The 17079-nt window shown below is 53.8% G+C and carries 17 protein-coding genes; 2 read left to right on the forward strand and 15 right to left on the reverse strand.

The genetic code is table 11. The features are described from left to right. Positions 1–101 precede the first annotated feature (101 nt). Positions 102–1493 carry a hypothetical protein gene (locus G462_RS23755; protein ID WP_051326495.1) on the forward strand — a complete coding sequence of 464 codons (1392 nt, stop codon included), beginning with the start codon at positions 102–104 and terminating at the stop codon, positions 1491–1493. Positions 1494–1525: 32 nt separating this feature from the next. On the opposite strand, the gene G462_RS0103420 is transcribed toward G462_RS23755, so the two are convergent. The 5 genes from G462_RS0103420 to G462_RS21620 form a co-directional block, all read right to left on the reverse strand. Beyond that, positions 1526–2365 carry a nucleoside-specific channel-forming Tsx family protein gene (locus G462_RS0103420; RefSeq protein ID WP_026957743.1) on the reverse strand — a complete coding sequence of 280 codons (840 nt, stop codon included), beginning with the start codon at positions 2363–2365 and terminating at the stop codon, positions 1526–1528. 162 nt (positions 2366–2527) lie between these two features. Then, entirely contained in the window at positions 2528–3340 is an 813-nt protein-coding gene (locus tag G462_RS0103425; protein ID WP_026957744.1) for a TatD family hydrolase, read from the reverse strand. Then, positions 3324–3473: a hypothetical protein gene (locus tag G462_RS24640; RefSeq protein WP_169720131.1), complete on the reverse strand. Its 150-nt coding sequence runs from the start codon at positions 3471–3473 to the stop codon at positions 3324–3326. Before G462_RS24640 ends, G462_RS0103425 begins: the two co-directional genes overlap by 17 nt. A gap of 79 nt (positions 3474–3552) precedes the next feature. Then, complete coding sequence (locus G462_RS21615; RefSeq protein ID WP_051326496.1) at positions 3553–4698, reverse strand: phosphatase PAP2 family protein; 1146 nt, start codon at positions 4696–4698, stop codon at positions 3553–3555. Next, positions 4695–5030: an OmpA family protein gene (locus G462_RS21620; RefSeq protein WP_051326497.1), complete on the reverse strand. Its 336-nt coding sequence runs from the start codon at positions 5028–5030 to the stop codon at positions 4695–4697. The genes G462_RS21615 and G462_RS21620 overlap by 4 nt, the downstream gene beginning before the upstream one ends. A 48-nt stretch (positions 5031–5078) precedes the next feature. Here G462_RS21620 and G462_RS24145 point away from each other — a divergent pair, with 48 nt between their 5' ends. Continuing rightward, complete coding sequence (locus G462_RS24145; protein ID WP_084404907.1) at positions 5079–8627, forward strand: Ig-like domain-containing protein; 3549 nt, start codon at positions 5079–5081, stop codon at positions 8625–8627. A gap of 110 nt (positions 8628–8737) precedes the next feature. Here the strand turns inward: G462_RS24145 and G462_RS21625 are convergent, their stop codons facing one another. Genes G462_RS21625 through G462_RS21635 form a run of 10 tightly spaced genes read right to left on the reverse strand, consistent with a single transcriptional unit; the run spans position 8738 to position 17079 of the window. Next, complete coding sequence (locus G462_RS21625) at positions 8738–8959, reverse strand: Flp family type IVb pilin (protein WP_157378541.1); 222 nt, start codon at positions 8957–8959, stop codon at positions 8738–8740. 37 nt (positions 8960–8996) lie between these two features. Then, entirely contained in the window at positions 8997–9554 is a 558-nt protein-coding gene (locus G462_RS23760; protein WP_169720132.1) for an OmpA family protein, read from the reverse strand. Between the two features lie 7 nt (positions 9555–9561). Next, the gene (locus tag G462_RS0103460) at positions 9562–11160 is read right to left on the reverse strand and encodes a TadE/TadG family type IV pilus assembly protein (protein WP_026957745.1); all 1599 of its coding nucleotides are present in this window, start codon (positions 11158–11160) and stop codon (positions 9562–9564) included. Position 11161: 1 nt separating this feature from the next. Next, on the reverse strand, positions 11162–11674 hold the full coding sequence (tadF, locus tag G462_RS0103465; RefSeq protein WP_026957746.1) for a tight adherence pilus pseudopilin TadF: 513 nt from the start codon (positions 11672–11674) through the stop codon (positions 11162–11164). Position 11675: 1 nt separating this feature from the next. Continuing rightward, entirely contained in the window at positions 11676–12143 is a 468-nt protein-coding gene (locus G462_RS0103470; RefSeq protein WP_026957747.1) for a TadE/TadG family type IV pilus assembly protein, read from the reverse strand. Beyond that, entirely contained in the window at positions 12140–12841 is a 702-nt protein-coding gene (locus G462_RS0103475) for a tetratricopeptide repeat protein (RefSeq protein ID WP_026957748.1), read from the reverse strand. Before G462_RS0103475 ends, G462_RS0103470 begins: the two co-directional genes overlap by 4 nt. Continuing rightward, a complete protein-coding gene (locus G462_RS0103480; RefSeq protein ID WP_026957749.1) occupies positions 12841–13686 on the reverse strand; it encodes a type II secretion system F family protein in 846 nt (281 codons plus the stop codon). The genes G462_RS0103475 and G462_RS0103480 overlap by 1 nt, the downstream gene beginning before the upstream one ends. After that, positions 13683–14600, reverse strand: a complete 918-nt coding sequence (locus tag G462_RS0103485; protein ID WP_035476634.1) for a type II secretion system F family protein — start codon at positions 14598–14600, stop codon at positions 13683–13685. Before G462_RS0103485 ends, G462_RS0103480 begins: the two co-directional genes overlap by 4 nt. After that, a complete protein-coding gene (locus G462_RS0103490; protein WP_026957751.1) occupies positions 14597–15868 on the reverse strand; it encodes a TadA family conjugal transfer-associated ATPase in 1272 nt (423 codons plus the stop codon). Before G462_RS0103490 ends, G462_RS0103485 begins: the two co-directional genes overlap by 4 nt. Continuing rightward, positions 15865–17079: a CpaE/TadZ family protein gene (locus G462_RS21635; RefSeq protein ID WP_051326499.1), complete on the reverse strand. Its 1215-nt coding sequence runs from the start codon at positions 17077–17079 to the stop codon at positions 15865–15867. The genes G462_RS0103490 and G462_RS21635 overlap by 4 nt, the downstream gene beginning before the upstream one ends.

The raw sequence follows: 17079 nt of genomic DNA on the forward strand, positions 1-17079 counted from the left end.
CGTCACCAACAGGTGATCTTGATCACGCATTTCGGTAGAGTAGCGCTGCAAATATAGGCAATTTACCTAATATGTTGAAAAGGGATTCTTCCAGAACACGGATGTTGGAATTTAGACGCAGTTTTAACTGCTGTAAGTCCTTCGGCTGCAGCAACCTCGGACGGGTAAATAGCCCCGATTACACCCACGACAGCTACCATCTAGGCTTTCGCGCCTTGCATTGCCAACGCTGCGGTAGCTACCCGCCATGGGTCGACGATGCCAGCGTTAGCCAGCTACTTAGCCAATTGCTAAATCAGCACTTTCAGCCGCGCGTAAATACTTGCCCCAACTGCGCCCCACGCCTGCTGATAGACCAAAATCCCGATTTCCAGCACTACGGCCGCACTGGTGCGGGTAATCCCCGGGTGCGCTGCAAAAGCTGCCACAAGGTCTACACCCTCGGCCGGTGGACGGTGAATGAGCATATGCCAGCGATTTTGCTCGCGTTAGCCTCCGCCACACCGCCGCTGCAGACCATGCAGCAGCTGGAGATTGCTCCCAAGATCTACTATCAACTGCTCAACCGTCTCGCGCAGGGCCTGCGCAGCTGGAGCCGCGAGCAGGAGTTGAAGCTCAAACAGCGGCCGGTGCAGCGGCTACTCAGTGAAAGCCAAGTGCTCAAATTCTGCGGTAACCGCGGGCTGTGGACGCTGGCCAGCGCCGACGCCGACAGCGGCTATATCTTGCTGCATAGCCACAACGCCAGCCATCAGCCAATGTCGGTTGAAGGTGTTTATCAGAGCAAGCCAGACTCGCGCTTGGCTCAGTTTGATGAGCTGTCTATCTTGCAAGCACTCCGGCAGCGTTATGATCAGACCATGCAGCGCAGCCATTTCGAAGAACTCAACCTCGGCGAGTTGCAATCGCTGCGCTGCGGCTATCTGGCCAAGCCGGCCCTGCTCGCCTACGCCCACTTTCAGGCACTGCGAGTATTTAGCGATAGCCACCAGCATATCCATCACTACCTCGAGCAAGAGAGCTGTATCCGAGGAGCGGCTCTGATGGGCTGCGCTGAGCGCATTCACACCAAGCTTGCCGAGGTGTTCTACATTATCCGCCATCAGCAGGGGGAAACGGCGATACCGCCGGAGGGGCATAATGTCGGCTGGTGGAACGATCGCTGGTATCCGGACGAGTTTGGCGCCTACTGCCCGATTACCTCACGCCACCATTACACCCATCCGTTTAAACTTGCCGCTGCCAGAGCCTGTGAGGACTTCTTCTCCTATGTTCGCCAACAGGTGCCCACCCAACTTAAAAGTCTGGCACCGCTGGAGTCACTGTTTGAAGTGGCGCGCTGCCTGTTTAACTACTGCCATAGCGATAACCTTGGGCAGAGCCCAGCGATGCGCGCTGGCTTGGTGAGTGAGTGCCTTACGCCAGAGCAGCTGCTTAACACAGTGGCCGCAGCACTTGCAGGCGAAGAAGCGGGATCAAAAAAGGGCGACTAAATGTCGCCCTTGAAGTTTACTAAGCCAATTGCTTAGAACTTGTAGGTCGCTGAGAAGTAGTGGCCGAGGCCAGTTGCATCAACCTGTTGTCCGGGAACGAAAGAAGCAGCTCCATCTTCTTGGCCATATACATCGTAAAAGTATTTCGCGCCGTAACCCAAAGCAAAGCGATCTGAGTGCCAGTAGAGACCGAAGAACGCAGCGCCACCAGAAGATACACGACCAGCTTGATCGCTGTAATCACTCGCACCAAACAAGTGGTCCCAGTATCCTTGGAATGACACGAAGCTACCATTCTCTAGGAAGTAGAATGGCTTAAACCAGTTCATCGAAAATTGATAACCATTGAACTTGCCTTCATCGGGGTTGCCGAAGTTCTTCGCGCTATAACGAGCAAACAGGTTCATACCAGTTTTACCCAGCCACGGTACGTTTACATCAGCACCGACACCGATAAAGTGCTCTTGCAAGTTGGAGTCAAAGTTGTTGAGGCTAGAGATGTACCACTCTTGAACTGGGCCTACTGACAGGTCCTTATTAAACAAGTAATCCAGAGACATACGCGGAGCAAACTTCATGAACAGACCGCCTGTTTCATGTTTGCTACTGCTGCTGCTGTCGGTGATATCAAACACATCGACGTAGCCGTACAGATCGAACAAGCCGGAGCGGCCGCCAAACTCCATTTCTAGGTAGGTGTCTTTGTAATCCTGACCATCAAAGGTTGGCTTCTGATCGATGGTATGCATGATGTTGAACTGGAACCACTTGTAGTCGTTCGCGTGGATTCCGTCTTCGGGCACTTCTGCCGCGTTTACGCTAAACGCGCCTAAGGTTAGCGCGCCAGCTGCAATTAAACCTAACTTATTCATCCGTGTATTCCCTGTGGTTATTTTAATGGAACTCAACGCAACATTTGCTGTCACGTGCAGCACAGTCTAAGCATAGGCAAGAACTCGAATATGAGGTCGATCACAGAAAGTTTTTATATTTGTAAAAAAAAATTAAAAGTTAACCAGATGTGTGGAGAGAATTTAATCGCTTGCACCAACCAGACGCAGCGCGTTTTGCGTGTTGCACCATAGCGCCTCTTTTAGCTGCTCGGCAGGCTCATCGCGCAACTCGCACAGTATCTGGAAGATCTGCGGCAGATTGAGCGGGGTATTGTGGTCGGTTTCCATTTGATACAGCGGCATATCCGGCGCATCGGTTTCCAGCACCAAGGCATCCAATGGCAGACGCTTGATCGCCTTGCGGGTCTTCTCGGAGCGCGGCCAGGTGATAGTGCCGCCAATCCCCAGCTTAAAACCTAGGTCGACGAAACGCGCCGCTTGCTGATAGCTGCCACTAAAGGCGTGGATGATGCCGCCATAGGCCGCTTGCTGCTGCCTAAGCACCTTTGCGCAGCGGTCATGTTCGCGCACCGAGTGAACAATTATCGGAAGCTGATGGGTATTGGCCAGTGAAACTTGGCGGCGAAAGGCCAACTCTTGAAAATCCAGGCTCTCTTTAAAGCGCCCATCCAAACCACACTCGCCCCACGCGCTGACCTGATGGCGCTGCTCGGCCACCAGCAGGGCACAATCCTCCAAGGCTAGCTCAAGCGCGGTCTGGTTATGATCGTCAGGCAGGAAACAAGGGTGGTAGCCAAGGGCGATATAAACCGGCTGCTGCGCTTTTATTGCCAACAGAGTTTGCCAGTTGTCTGGCCCCACTGAGGGAATCAGAAAATCACGGATGCCCGCTTTGTGAAAAGCCGCGAGATGGGTATCGAGAGACGCGCCGAACGGGGCAAAGTCGAGGTGGCAGTGGCTATCAAAAAAGCCGCGCTCAATCTTGTTTGTCATGCTCGCGGGGAATGCAACTGCGACAAGGCTTGTCCAGCCCATTACGCGCCAACCAAAGGTCATAGCGGGCAAGCGCACGCTTGCAGTAGCTATAGAACCGTTTCAGTGGATTGGCCGGGGAAAGATGTGACATTTTTAGAATATTCTCCTTAGCTGGCAGGCAATGTTATCGCGTTGCCTGCGGCATATCGGCTAAGTTTACCATCTACACATCACAAACCAAGGCGGTGACTCTTGGGCCGCACAGAGAACCCGCGAGAAAAACGTCGAACCAAACAGCCACTCACCCACCAAAGCAATGAGGTTGTCATGATGGATAGATAGCCATCTAGGGCGTAGTGCCAGCCTAAATAGACAGAGCCTATCTGAATAACTACCAAAAACAGCCATGCCAGCAGCGCCCAGGTTCGCTTTATAGCGCTTAAGCTAATAGCCACCAAAGCCGCCATGGAGACATGCATACTCGGCATCGCCGAGATCCCCGGCCCAAGCAACTCAGAGTTTTCGATATAACCTGTCAGGAGTTTTTCTTGTAGCACTATCGATAACAACCCAGAGTGACTACCTTCCGATAACAGTATTTGATGGTGGCTTTGCAGGGATTGAAACAGCTCTGCATAGTAGCCATTTCCACCGAAGAAGAAATCGTAGTAACAAGGCCCTGCCGAAGACAGCAGCAAAGCGACGATATTGCCATTGACCAGCCAACACAGCACAAAGGCGAGAGCGGCTTGGGCGCGCCACCGAGGCGCCAACGAAGAAAAGCAAAATGCACAATGAAAGCCCCACACTACAAAGAACCAGATCCAATAGCATTGACTCAAAAAGCTGGCCCACGCTTTCCCGGGCATAAGCGCATGCACTAGGCGCCATGGGTCGTGCCCAAAGTGCAGCGCCCGGTCCCACTCAATCAATATAGGGTCGAGATAGAAAGGCTGAATCGTGCTCAGCTCAGGTTTGAATGAAGAGTAAGCGCTGTAAACCCATGTGGTAACCACAAACAGCACAAGTCGAACAATGACATCCGAAGTATCGCTGAGCCGCGCCCAATAGCCACTCAGTGGAGAGCTAAGGGGGGAAGGGCGCAAACGAACAACGTTGCTCACCACCGACAGCAGATAATGTCCAAGCCCAGCGAGAACAACGCATATCAACACCGTCGCTTTGTAACGCGTCAGTGAAAAGGTGCTTTCGGGAGATAGCTCACGCTGCAACAGCGAGATGACATAAATCAACAACAGCGACGACAGAATCACGCCGATAAACTCGGCATGCCTGGCCGGCCAACCGGATACCCAAAACTCCGCTAAATCTCCGTTCCGACGGCCATAACTCAGCCTTGACGCGTCTTCACTCACCTTTGACTCCTGATTTCCACCCGCCGATTAAGCGCCCTCCCATGCTCGCTAGCATTATCAGCGATCGGCATTGATTTTCCATAACTTTTCACCACAAAACGCCTATCGAAAAAGGCTTCGTGTTGCATCGCATCACGCACGCCTTCAGCCCTTCTTGCCGCGAGAGCCAAGTTATAACTGTCACTCCCAAGGCTACAAGTATGTCCTTCCACCGCAATCACCTCACTAAAGTCCTCAGGGCTTAGCTGAGCAAGTACTTGCCGAGAGGCCTTGGACAACTTCGCCTTATCGAGGTCAAAATACACGGTGGCAGTTAACTGTTGCTCGCTCATGCGAGCCTGGGAGTCACACTGCTCATGGCCCGCCGCATCAGGTAAGGCGTGTTCGTTATAATTTCGCTACTGATAAGTGGATGCGGATCAGGAAGCAGTAATAACGGACAACAACGAGAAGTAAAAAGCATCGAAATTCAGGGTGTCAGCCAGATCCTTGAGGGTGAAAATACCCAACTCAAGGCGGTGATTTCCTATGACGACGATTCCGTAGAAACCGGCGGCGTAAGCTGGAGAAGCAGCGACTCGACCATTGCCTCTATTGACAGCAACGGCTGGGTGACTGGGCATCAACTTGGGGTGGTAGTCATCAGCGCCCAAAAAGGCGATGTAGTTGGCCAAAAAACCGTGGAAGTTGTTACCGACAGCACGGTGATACTCACCGAGATCACTCTCAGCGGCGAGCAAGTTCTGCAAGTTGGGCAAACCACGCAGATCAATGCCACTGCACACTACAGCGACAACAGCACCAGCAATAGCGGCTTTACCTATAGCAGTGCTAACAGCGCCGTGGCCAGTGTTGACAACAACGGGTGGGTAGTTGCTAAGGCGACCGGCTCAACCCAAGTGAGCGCATCGAAACAAGGCGTTACCGCCAGCCCAACGATTACCGTGAACAGCGACGTAAGCGTACCGGTGGTGACCGATATCCAAATCAGCAACGCGCCCAGCAGCATGCAGCCTGGCGATATGACCAGCCTCGAGGCCAGAGCAGTCTACAGCGATGGCAGCTTTACCCGTGAGGTAGCATGGTCTTCATCGAATACTGCGGTTGCCAGCATCAGCAGCAATGGACTATTGGTTGCCAATAGCGCCGGCGATGTCACCATCTCTGCAGAAAAAGACAAGGTGATCCGCTCGTTCAACCTGAGCGTGAAAGCAAGCAATCTTGGGATCCTCTCCTTTACGCTGGATGGACCGCAGCAACTGCAAGTGGGTGCCAGCGAGCAATACCTCGCAACCATCACTTACGAAGACCAATCTAAAGTAACCAACGGCTTTAGCTGGAACAGCAGCAACAGCGCGGTTGCCAGTGTTGACTCAAATGGCATTGTTAACGCCAAAGCGGCCGGTAGCACCACTCTGACAGCAAGCAAAGACGGCCAGTCGCGCAGCCTCACCATTAGCGTGATAGGTGGCGAACTACCCACGATTAGCGAGATCACCTTGCAGGGAGCCAGCCAAATTGAGCAAGGCAGCAGCAGCTTGTTCATCGCCAAAGCGATCTACAGCGATGGTTCTGAGCTGCGTGATGGCTTTAGCTGGAGCAGCAGCAACGATGCCGTTGCCAGCGTCTCCGACAAAGGCTTAGTCACCGCCAATCAACCCGGCTCAGCAACCATTACCGCTGAAAAAGATGGCCTGAAGAAAACCGCTTCAGTGACCATCATCGCGCCCGAGCAAGGTATCTCCATCTTTGTGCAAGATGGCTGTGCCAGCCATATCCATGCCTGGACCCGTAACGGCGGCGATACCCCGTTCTTCTCCGACGCATGGCCGGGTGCCTCCATCTCAGGCTTGGTGGGTAAAGATGATGCGACCTTCCGTGGCGAACGCAAGGGCGACGTGGTGGAGTTGTTCTTTAAAGACCTCAACTCTATCTGGTACATCCTTAACAACAACGGCGACAAAGTACTGGGCGGTAGTGACCGCGAAGGCGATGGCGACGTAGAAGCCACCCGCGACACCTACTACACCAGCGATTGTGAGTCACACAGCGACAACCCCTTCGACTTGAGCCCACGCATCGTTATCAGCCCGAAAGGCGGCGAGCAGCGTGGCGATCGCGTTATCTCGGTGAATATCTCCGGTGATGATATCTACGAAGTGGAAGCCTTCTTGGGCGGCCAACCGCTGGATCTCGACCATGAGCTAAACGCCGAGTTCACGTTGGCTGAGCATATCGCTAACGGCGAAAGCATCGAGCTAACCGCGATGGCCAGCAACATCGAAGGCACCACCAGCGATAGCGCCACCTTTATTCGCAACGATGACAAGGTCGCCCCAAGCATCGAAGCCTACGGTACCCTGCTGCCCTTCGCTGAGCATGCCATCTACTTTATGCTGACCGACCGCTTCGCCAACGGTAACACTGGCAACGACCAGCGTGACCAAGGCTGTGCTGTTGGCCGCTGTACCTTTGACCAACCGGTGAATGGTGTGGCTAACATTGGCTGGATGGGCGGTGACTTTGAAGGCATCTACAACAACGCTGACTACCTCAGCGAGATGGGCTTCGGCGCCATCTGGATCAGCCCGATCATCGAGAACCCGAACGAAGCCTTTACCGGCAGCTGTCACCCGGGTGTAGGGGCGATTGGCTGTGATAAAGGTAAAACCGGCTTCCATGGCTACTGGGGTGTGAACTTCTATAAGGTCGACCCTCACTGGGAGTCTCCCGGCTTTACTTTCAAAGAGTTCACCGACAAGATGCGCAGCCGCGGCATTAAGACGGTACTCGATATCGTGACCAACCACGGCAGCCCATCGTTTGACATGACCGGCGACCAATACAGCAGCTCAACCTACGGCAAGCTGTATGACAAGCACGGTAGCTTGGTGGCACAAACCAACAACCAACAAGGCGGCCATGATTGGTTCAAGGGCAATGACCAACTTGCAACCTTGGCTGACTTCAACATCAACTACCAAAGCGGTGCTGGTAAAGAGGTATTCGACTACCTGGTGGGGGCTTACAAGCAGTGGATCGCTCAAGGGGCGGATGCCTTCCGTATCGACACCACCAAGCATATGTCAGAAGCCTGGTTCCGCGAGTTCCTCAAAGAAATGCGCAAGCCTGAGGTGGGCGGCGAAGACTTCTACGCCTTTGGGGAGTACTACGATATCGACTCCGGCGGCATCGGACACTGGCAGAAGAACGTAGGTATGGATAAGCTCGACTTCCCTTACATGTACTCCATGAAAGCCACCTTCGGCGGCGGCGGTGCCGGTTATGAGAAGATGTTGGGTGTGCTACACATCGATACTGGCACCATCCAAGACCCGTATCGTACCGCAACCTTCTACGACAACCACGATATGGACCGGATCTGTGCCGACAGCAACGGCTTTATCAACGCTCATAACTGGCTGTTCACCACCCGCGGTATTCCAATTGTGTACTACGGCTCTGAGATGGCCTTTGAGCAGTGTAAAACCGAGCATGGCGGTAACCGTAACTTCTTCGGTCAGGACCGTATCAACCAAGCTAAGAGCAACCCTATCTACAAAGCACTTAGCCGAGTTGGCCAGATGCGTCGTGACAATGTAGCCCTGCAACGCGGTCTGCAGTTCAACATCGACGTGCGCGGCAACGAAGCCAGCATCTTGCGGGTTTACCAGCACGATGGCGTGAACCAAACCGCGCTGGTACTGCTCAACAAAAACAGCAGCTCGACCAATATCAGCGTAAACCGTTACCTAACCCCTGGCTCTTGGCGCGATGCAGAAACTGGCGACACCATTGAGGTAGCCAACTCCATCAGCGCTGAGGTACCAGCCAACGGTATCAAGGTTTATATCTATGATGAGCCTATCGAGAACGACGAGCTGGAACAGCTAATCGACTCGCGTATGCAGCTTCATGGATATAAATAAGGAGTTACTCCTCTCCTTTTGTTCCATGTAAGTTCCGTGAAAGGACCGTAAGAAAAAGCCACCAGCTTGCTGGTGGCTTTATTTGCTATAAGCGCTAGTTGCAAACTGGCTTATGAGCCACCGGTGATAGCGTCGATCTCGCCAGTCAGCACATTCAATAGCTCGCGAATGGCGCTTTGAAACGCCCCATCGCTGACAAGAATTAAGCTCAACATAAGCGCGATACACACACCAATAACCCCATATTCAATCGAGGTTACTGCGCGCTGGTCACTAGCAAAACCGCGCAGCTGACTCTGCACACCCTTGAGTGTGCGTTTAACTCTTTTCACCTGTTTTCTCCTGCACTTGCTCCCCAATCGCACCGCACTAAAGCTGGCTGGTAATATCAACGCGGCGGTTTAGCTCACGCCCCTGTTTAGTGGCATTATCGGCAATCGGCTGGTTCTGCCCCTGACTGCGCGCTTCAATCTGGCGGTCACTAAACTCGCCAGCCAACAGCTGCTGCTTAACCTGTTCGGCACGACGCATTCCCAGCGCCTGATTGTACTCTTGGCTGCCAAGGGTGCAGGTATGGCCTTCCAGTACAATCTCTTGACCGAAGGCATTGGGGTCCAGTGCCGAAAGTACCGCCAGCGACTCCTTGGTCAAACTCGATTTATCGAAATCAAAATAGACCCGCGCCTCACTGCGCCCGGCATTTTGCTTGGCGTAAGACTGGCAATCTTGGTCAAAGCCGCTCATCGCCGGAGCGACAACTTGCAGCTCATGAGCCACTGGGTTAAACGCCCAGCCTTCAACACGGTGGCCGCGCGCTAAAACCTTGCCAACGCGCGTAGAGACTTGATAGTGCCCCGTACCAGTGCCGCAGGCCTCGACGTAATCATTGGCAAAGCTTGGCGATGCGAACAGCATCAGGACTGCCACTACTCCCTTAAGCGGGCTTGAAAATGCGCGATACTCCATTGCGTCTGGTTCCTCTTTGAATCATTCGGGTAATTTCTTCCAGTAGCTCGTCCAAGTTGTAAACATCCTGGATGTTGTCGCTACCGACACAGTTGCTGTAGTCCACTTGGTTGGACGCACCGAAGTTAATACCAATCACCCCCAAATAGATGGGATTGTCTTCAGCGTTAAAGCGCTCCCTGATGGCTTGGCACATACCAGCATCCACCAGTTGCTTGAATACCGAGTTGGATTGGGGGTAAGGGGTTTCTCGGCCATCGGTCAAAATCATGATCATCTTTTGCCGCTTGTTGTAGGCCTCCATTCGTCCAGTGTCTTCTGCCTGCTGCCGCCCTTGATCCATCACTTGGGCGCTACGCAATATTCCCTGATACACCGAGGTTGAGCCTCTGGCATTGGTGATATCCATCTCCTGCCACGCCGGCGTAATATCCTCGAGGTCAGTGGTGAGATCGATGGTCCAGAATGGCGAGTTACATACATGCACATAGCCAGAGCCAAAGAAGCGCCGGTGATCGCCGGTACCATCAAAGGTGGTCTGCAGCTCGCTACCGGGTAAGTGTTTTGGCACGAACATATCGTTAATGGTGGCAGTTGCATCCAGGTAGTTCGGGGGCTCAAGTGACACCATCCAACTCACTTGGTTGGTACTGCTGATCACATTGGCGATGGTGATCGCCTGCTCGCGTCGACTCTCTACCGGGGTAGGCAAGGCATTGTCGCTACAAGCACTGGCCGAGTTGGCGCAGTTTCTGACTCGATATTGATCCACCAGCGCCCACTTTGACCAATCGATCTGCTCATAGGCCCTGCCGCCGTAGGGGTGTAGGTTGTTGTCGTAACGGGTCTGCGAGACACACAGACGTTGGCCCGCCACGATTTCTTGGGTCCGGTTGTTATAGGGCACATAGCCAATACGGTTGTAGATGGGCTCGCCGTCCTCATCCAACGGTGGATCAATGTTGGGCTGTAGCACCATCTCGCTGATGGCTTCCACCGCATCTTTAAGATACTCCAAGGGGTATTTGCCACTAGAGTCGGGCCCATGGCCATCGTTCATCATTGAGCCGGAGAAGTCTGCCACAAACACGATATCCAACCCGAGCGGCTCAAACTCCTCTAAGTAATTGCGCGCCGCAGAGCCACTTTGCAGGTTCATGTTTCTGGCGAAACTTGGGATCACCTCCGAGGAGAACCAAGAGCGGTGGCTGGTTTGCGCGCTGATCGAGTATTGCACATAGGCAAAGGCGTCCTGCTGTTCGGTCTCCTCTTCCTCGCCTTCGAGCCTTTCGACACCCAAACTGACGACGCTACTTTGATTGCGCACATAGGCATTCACATAGGTTTGCCCTAATCGCTCAACAGTGTCTTCGTCCATCCCCGCGTTATTGGCACTAGCCAGCGCCAGCGCGGTGCTCTCTAGCGCGTCATGCAAACGGGCTTGCTTTTGCACATAGCGGGTGCCTTCGAGGGCAAGAAAGGTCAGGCCGAACAACGGAACCAATGATAACGCCAGGATGATGGCGGCTGCGCCTTGCTGCCGTTTCAGGCTATGAATCGCTCTCATACTAACGCCCCACCATCACCGAAGAAGCCTGTAATTGATGCGTCGCCTCCGTCGTCACATCAAACCATGCTGGTATCTGCTTACAGATAGTGACGCGGTACAAAGGCAGTGGTTCTCCCTGCTCATCAACCAGCAAGGTGAACATCTCCGCCTGATGCAGCTGCTCGTTGGAGCGACATGCCACACCGGTGGTAAGTCGCTGGGAGCTATCTGCAGCGATGGCGCTCTCGATCACCATACCGCTGGCGTCATCAAGCTCTGGCGCAGCGATACGCCATAGCGTAAGTAAATCCTCGTTGTTGATGGATAGGCGCACTACCCCATCGTCAACAAAAAAGCGGCTGCGCTCTTTGAGTACACTGACCAACGAATAGCTCAAGCGATCCAGCTGGCCCCGTGTTAACAGCTGCTGGGAGAGATCCATCACAAACAAAAAAAGTAGGCTGATAAAGCTCATCACAAAGGCTAACTCAATGGCGAAACTGCCCCGCTGGGCACTGCGCTTAGAAGGCATGCTACAGCTCCCATCCCTGAAACTCTTGCACCGTGATGATCGACCGCTCAATCGTGGTCACCAGTGCGGTCGACTGCAGCAACAATGGGGTATAGTCGTAGCTGATCTGATAGCGGGCAAACGGGCAGTCTGCGCAGCTGCTAACACCGTTGTGCTGCGCTAACTGGGCCAAGTTGCTGTAATATTCCACCTCGAAGCGGTAGGTCCCATGAGTAAGCAAGCCAGTCCATAGGCTATCCTGCGATTCAAAAAAGCCTGCGAAGATGTTGTAGTAGTTCTGAGTCCCCCAAAGCTGGGTAGTACGCGCATCGCGGCTGGCTTCACGCAAGCCCGACTCCGCCAGATTGACCGCATACAAGATGCAGCACAGCTCATAGATCAAGAACATAAACAGAAAGAACACCCCACCGCCGATGGCAAACTCGATAGCGACGATGCCTTGCTGAGTTGACTTGCGCCGAATGATCACAGCGTATTCTCTCCCTGACTTTCCGCCAACGATCGCACCGCTAGCGGATAGTCATCGCCGAGCAACAGTTTGGCCTGTTGCAGGTAACCCAAGGCAATCATGCTCACGCCAGCGTTGACCCGGATCGACTCATCCTCTGGGTACTGCTTCATTATCGGCTCTAACAGCTCTAGGCTGGTCTTGTAGTCGCCCTGCGACATCGCAATCACCGCCAGGTTGTTTTTGACCGCACGGGTTTCATAGCCAAGTAAGCGCGCCTTGTTGGTGTAATCGATCGCCTTCTCGTAGTCGCCGATCATCGCATTGACGATACCCACGTTGATAAACAAGTAGCCGGTATCGGCATAGGGCTGCTTACAGTGGATCGCCTTTTGGAACTGGCGCAAGGCATAGACATAGTTCTGCCTGTTCATGGCCACCTGGCCCCGAACAAAGTACATATCGCCGTGAACCGGGCTTTGCTCCAGCACTTGTTCGGCAAAAAAGTCGGCGGACTCGTTATCGCCATTGAGATAGAACAGTGTGGCTAACTTCTGCTTCACCTTGATATCGCCCGGGCGCTGGGCCAAGGCTTGTCGATAGTGCTCGATCTGCGCGGTGTAGTTCCCCACCTGGGTCTGCTGTTGCTCTGATAAGGGTGTCTCTGAGGTTGATTGACAACCCACCAGCAGTAGCACCAATAAACTGAATATTCTCATTATCTCCCCAACATCATCTGCATAAGCCCCGGGGCCAGAATTAAGATGACCACCGGAAACAGGATTAGCAAAATCAACGGCACGCTCATCTTGGCGGCGAGCTTGCCCACTTTTTCTTCCAAATTCAGGATCTGCATTTGACGGATATCCTGAGCTAAATCGGTGAGTACCGGCGCAATCGAGGTGCCGTATTGCATGTTTTGCTGCAAGGTAAAGGTAAAGCTGTTGACCTCTTGAGAGCCGATGCGCTTTTTCAAGGTTTCAAGGGCAAAATTCATGTTCTTGATACGGGCGATCTTGACCGTGCGCTGCAAGTGCATACACAAATCTTTATCGAATAGCGCCAGCTCTTTAGAGAGGTACTCAAGGGCCGCTTCAATGGTTTGCCCGGTTTGAATACACACTGCCATCATATCCAGCATGTATGGCAGGTTTGATGAGACCTTACTGACCACCTTGCGGCGACGCAGCTCGAGGTAAAAGTCGGGAAGCATGATCACGGCGATAAGCCCGCCCACACCAGCCAATAGCTTGTTGGTCAACTGCCAGTCCAGCACCAAGCAGAAGGCCCCCAACAGCACCAGCAAAGCGAGCTTAAACACCCCGTACCAGCGAGCCATAAAGGGCGAGTAAAAGCCCGCATCGGCCAGCTTATCTTCCATCTCTTTCTTGGGCAGTGGCAGCAGCGAAACCGGCATACGCCAGCGGCGCTTCTTACGCTCTGTCTTGAGCTTGAGAATGCGATTGAGCACCCGGGTGCGCTGCGCCAGCTCAACGTGCATGCTCAGCGAAAAGGCAACTCCCACCACACCCAATAAGGTGAGCATTAAATAGAGCACTATCATCTCACCCCCTTCACAAGCGCCCAGATGATCCCGAGGCCCAGCAGCTCACTGATCAGCACGTACCAGAAGATAATGCGACCATCGGGGTCGAACAAAATGAAGTGAACGTTGCTGGGGCTGATGTAGTACATAATCACCCCGAAGATCACCGGAAAAGATGCCACGATCTTGGCTGACAACCGAGCCTCTGAGGTCAGCGCGTACTTTTTCTTCTCAAGGCTTTTGGACTCAACCAAGACCTTAATCAAGCGACTCATCACAGGCTTGAGGGCGCCACCACGACTGATATTGGCCTTCAACGCAACGATAAAAAACAGGTAGGCGGGATAGGGATAGCGCAGTATCGAGCGCTCAAACACCACATCGGTGGACTCGCCCAACTTGAAGCGCTCAGCCATGTAAGCAAACTCCCGACCAATCGCCGAATCAGTAAGCTTACCCACATAGGCCATAGCAGCCATCATGCTCTCGCCCGCCGTCACCGCGCTCATCATAATGTTCAGCGCATCCGGGAAACTGGTCGAGAACTTGGCTTTGCGGCGCTGGCTCATCATCCACCACCACGCCAGCAAGGTAAAACAGGGAAAGGCCAGCCACAAGGCGAGAAAGCCGCTGCCACGCATCTGCAGTTTGATCGCCAATGCAATACCAGCCACCATAGCCAGCGACAGCAACACCGCGCCAGTGAGGATAAAACGCTTACCCAACACCAACACCAGGTAGTCATAGCGATGCTGAAACCACTCACGGATCTGCCCGCGGTTAAGCCGGTCTAAGCGGATCGCACTCACCTGCTCTTTTTGCTGCTCAGGGTCTCGGCGGAAAAACACATCTTTGCTCACGCGGTGTGGACGCAAGCTCAGCAGCATTGAAATGCCTGCAAAGATAAGCGCCAGACTGAACGAGATCGTCATGCCACACTCCTGATGGAGCTCAGCAGCTCTTCGCGCAAACCAAAATAGGCCGCTCGCTTGACCAGCTCGGAGCGCTGCATAAGGCCATTGCAGTGGTATACACCTTCGACCTTGTCCTGGCTGGTCTCCTTAGCTTGAAAACAAAACATCTCGTCCATCACCACGGTCTCGCCTTCCAGCCCAACCACTTCGCTAATGCTGACGACCTTACGGCTGCCATCACGCATCCGGCTGACCTGTACGATCAAGTTCACCGCACTCACAATGGTGCGACGGATCGCCTCCAGAGGCTGATTCAGGTTGGCCATCATCACCATCGACTCCACCCTTGAGATAGCATCGCGTGGGGTATTGGCGTGGAGTGTCGACATCGAGCCATCGTGGCCAGTGTTCATGGCCTGGAGCATCTCAAACGCTTCCGATCCGCGACACTCACCGAGGATGATCCGATCCGGACGCATCCGCAGGGAGTTGATCACCAGCTCGCGCTGGCTGATGGCGCCGGTGTTTTCGGTACTGGCGGTACGGGTTTCCATGCGCACCACATGGGGTTGCTGCAGCTTGAGCTCGGCCGCATCTTCAATGGTCACGATACGTTCGTCATTACCGATGTAGTGCGATAGCGCATTGAGCAAGGTGGTTTTACCCGAGCCGGTACCGCCAGAGATCAAGATGTTCAGCTGGCAACGGGCCGCGATCATCAGTACCCGCGCCATCTCTTTGGATAGCGAGCCGTAACCGATCAAGGTTTCCAAATCGATCTTGTGCTCTTTAAACTTGCGGATAGAGATCGAGGTGCCGTCGATGGTAATTGGCGGGATCACAATGTTCACCCGGCTGCCATCTTCGAGGCGAGCATCCACCATGGGCGAGGACTCATCCACCCGACGCCCTACCAGCGAGGCAATCCGTTTCGCGACCTCCAACAGCTGGTTTTCACTGAGAAAGCTCACCTCAGACAGCGCCAGCTTACCATTCCGCTCGATGTATACCTGATCCGGGCCATTCACCATGATGTCGGAGACGTCTGGGTCTTCCATCAACGGCTGCAGCGGCCCTAAGCCAACCAACTCATCAATCAAGTGTTTGATGATGGTCTTCTTAACCAAGTTAGGCAGCTGGCGCGGCGACTCGATGGCCAGCAGCTCAACCGCCTGGCTGATCTGCTCGAATAGCTCACCCTCGCTTAAGCTGGCCAGCAGCTCCGCATCCACCACATCGAAGATCCGTTGCCTAAACTCCTGATAAATCGCCTGATTCGCATTCATCGCTTGAACTTCCGTCGACTCGGTTTGCTCTCGACACCGAGTACCAATTTGGACAGTTCACGCAAGGGTTTAGCAGCACGGGGATGTTGCTTGATCAAGCGCTTACCCTGCAACAAGGTGCGCGCATAACGACGGTCGAAGCCGTGATAGATGTCCGGCGCTTTACCCAAATAGCGCACCACCTCGTCGTGGCTGAGGCTGAAGGCCTTCTCCGGTCGATGGCAGTTGACCACGCTGATAACCCGCAGGTTGTTGTCACGACTAAAGAAATAGTCATCGATCTCTTTGAGGATCCGCTGGGCCCGGCGCACGGTGGAAACACAAGGGTCCATTACCAAGATAATCTGGTCATTGTCGCTACATAGCTGCGGGATGTTCAGTGGGAAATCCAGCGACGCAGAGTAGTCTTTCACAATGAAGTTAACTTGACGCTCTAGCATCTCGACCAGTAACTGGGTGTACTTATTGGTCTCTTTTACCGCCAGCTCGGCCTCTAGGGCGAGCAGACTTAGATTGCTTTGTACGTTGTGCAGGTAGCTACTGACGCCATGCTGATCTTGTTCCAGCATGCGAATATCCATACCGGTGACATCGAAGCGATTAAACTGCTCTTGGCCGAGCAGCACATCCAGATTGCTGCCGCTGTACTGATAGTCCACCATAACGGTCTCGCCGCCCTCTTCGGCCAGCATCGCCGAGAGCTCTATACCCACGGTGCTGCTGCCGACTCCGCCTTTACAAGCAACAACGGCGATCTTTTTCGCCCGGCGCTGGCGACTCACCCCCATCAAACGGCGCTGGTTGCGGGTCACATGGCTGATAAACTCGACCATCTCCTGCTTGTCCACCGGCCAGTACACATAGTAAAAGCCGAGCGCTTTTAGCCCGCGTAGTGTTGAAATCGCATCTTCGCAGCCGACGATTACCACGCCCTTGTGGTGCGGCAGGGAGTTAGACAAGGTCCGCGCCTCCGACAGCACATCGCTCTCATCTGTCAGGTCGATGATCACCAGCTCTTCGAGGTTGTCTTTGTCGAACTGATAGTCAGAGACCACCTTGGGGACCTGCCACCCCTCGAAGCGAAACGCTTCTTCGAACAGCCGCCGACACTCGCGATTCTGGGTGATCAAGGTCGCGCCGCGGGGCGCGTCATCTTTGGCATGCTTGGCCTGATCAACCAAGCTGAGGTTAATCGCCTTTGGGATATCCAT

The organism is Aliagarivorans taiwanensis DSM 22990 (assembly GCF_000429505.1).
In the GTDB taxonomy this organism is placed as follows: Bacteria; Pseudomonadota; Gammaproteobacteria; order Enterobacterales; family Celerinatantimonadaceae; genus Aliagarivorans; species Aliagarivorans taiwanensis.

Coding starts and splice junctions, on each gene's coding strand:
- G462_RS23755 (WP_051326495.1), top strand. CDS start 102: ATGTTGGAATTTAGACGCAGTTTTAACTGCTGTAAGTCCTTCGGCTGC.
- G462_RS0103420 (WP_026957743.1), bottom strand. CDS start 2,365: ATGAATAAGTTAGGTTTAATTGCAGCTGGCGCGCTAACCTTAGGCGCG.
- G462_RS0103425 (WP_026957744.1), bottom strand. CDS start 3,340: ATGACAAACAAGATTGAGCGCGGCTTTTTTGATAGCCACTGCCACCTC.
- G462_RS24640 (WP_169720131.1), bottom strand. CDS start 3,473: ATGTCACATCTTTCCCCGGCCAATCCACTGAAACGGTTCTATAGCTAC.
- G462_RS21620 (WP_051326497.1), bottom strand. CDS start 5,030: ATGAGCGAGCAACAGTTAACTGCCACCGTGTATTTTGACCTCGATAAG.
- G462_RS0103460 (WP_026957745.1), bottom strand. CDS start 11,160: ATGAGAGCGATTCATAGCCTGAAACGGCAGCAAGGCGCAGCCGCCATC.
- tadF (WP_026957746.1), bottom strand. CDS start 11,674: ATGCCTTCTAAGCGCAGTGCCCAGCGGGGCAGTTTCGCCATTGAGTTA.
- G462_RS0103475 (WP_026957748.1), bottom strand. CDS start 12,841: ATGAGAATATTCAGTTTATTGGTGCTACTGCTGGTGGGTTGTCAATCA.
- G462_RS0103480 (WP_026957749.1), bottom strand. CDS start 13,686: ATGATAGTGCTCTATTTAATGCTCACCTTATTGGGTGTGGTGGGAGTT.
- G462_RS0103485 (WP_035476634.1), bottom strand. CDS start 14,600: ATGACGATCTCGTTCAGTCTGGCGCTTATCTTTGCAGGCATTTCAATG.
- G462_RS0103490 (WP_026957751.1), bottom strand. CDS start 15,868: ATGAATGCGAATCAGGCGATTTATCAGGAGTTTAGGCAACGGATCTTC.
- G462_RS21635 (WP_051326499.1), bottom strand. CDS start 17,079: ATGGATATCCCAAAGGCGATTAACCTCAGCTTGGTTGATCAGGCCAAG.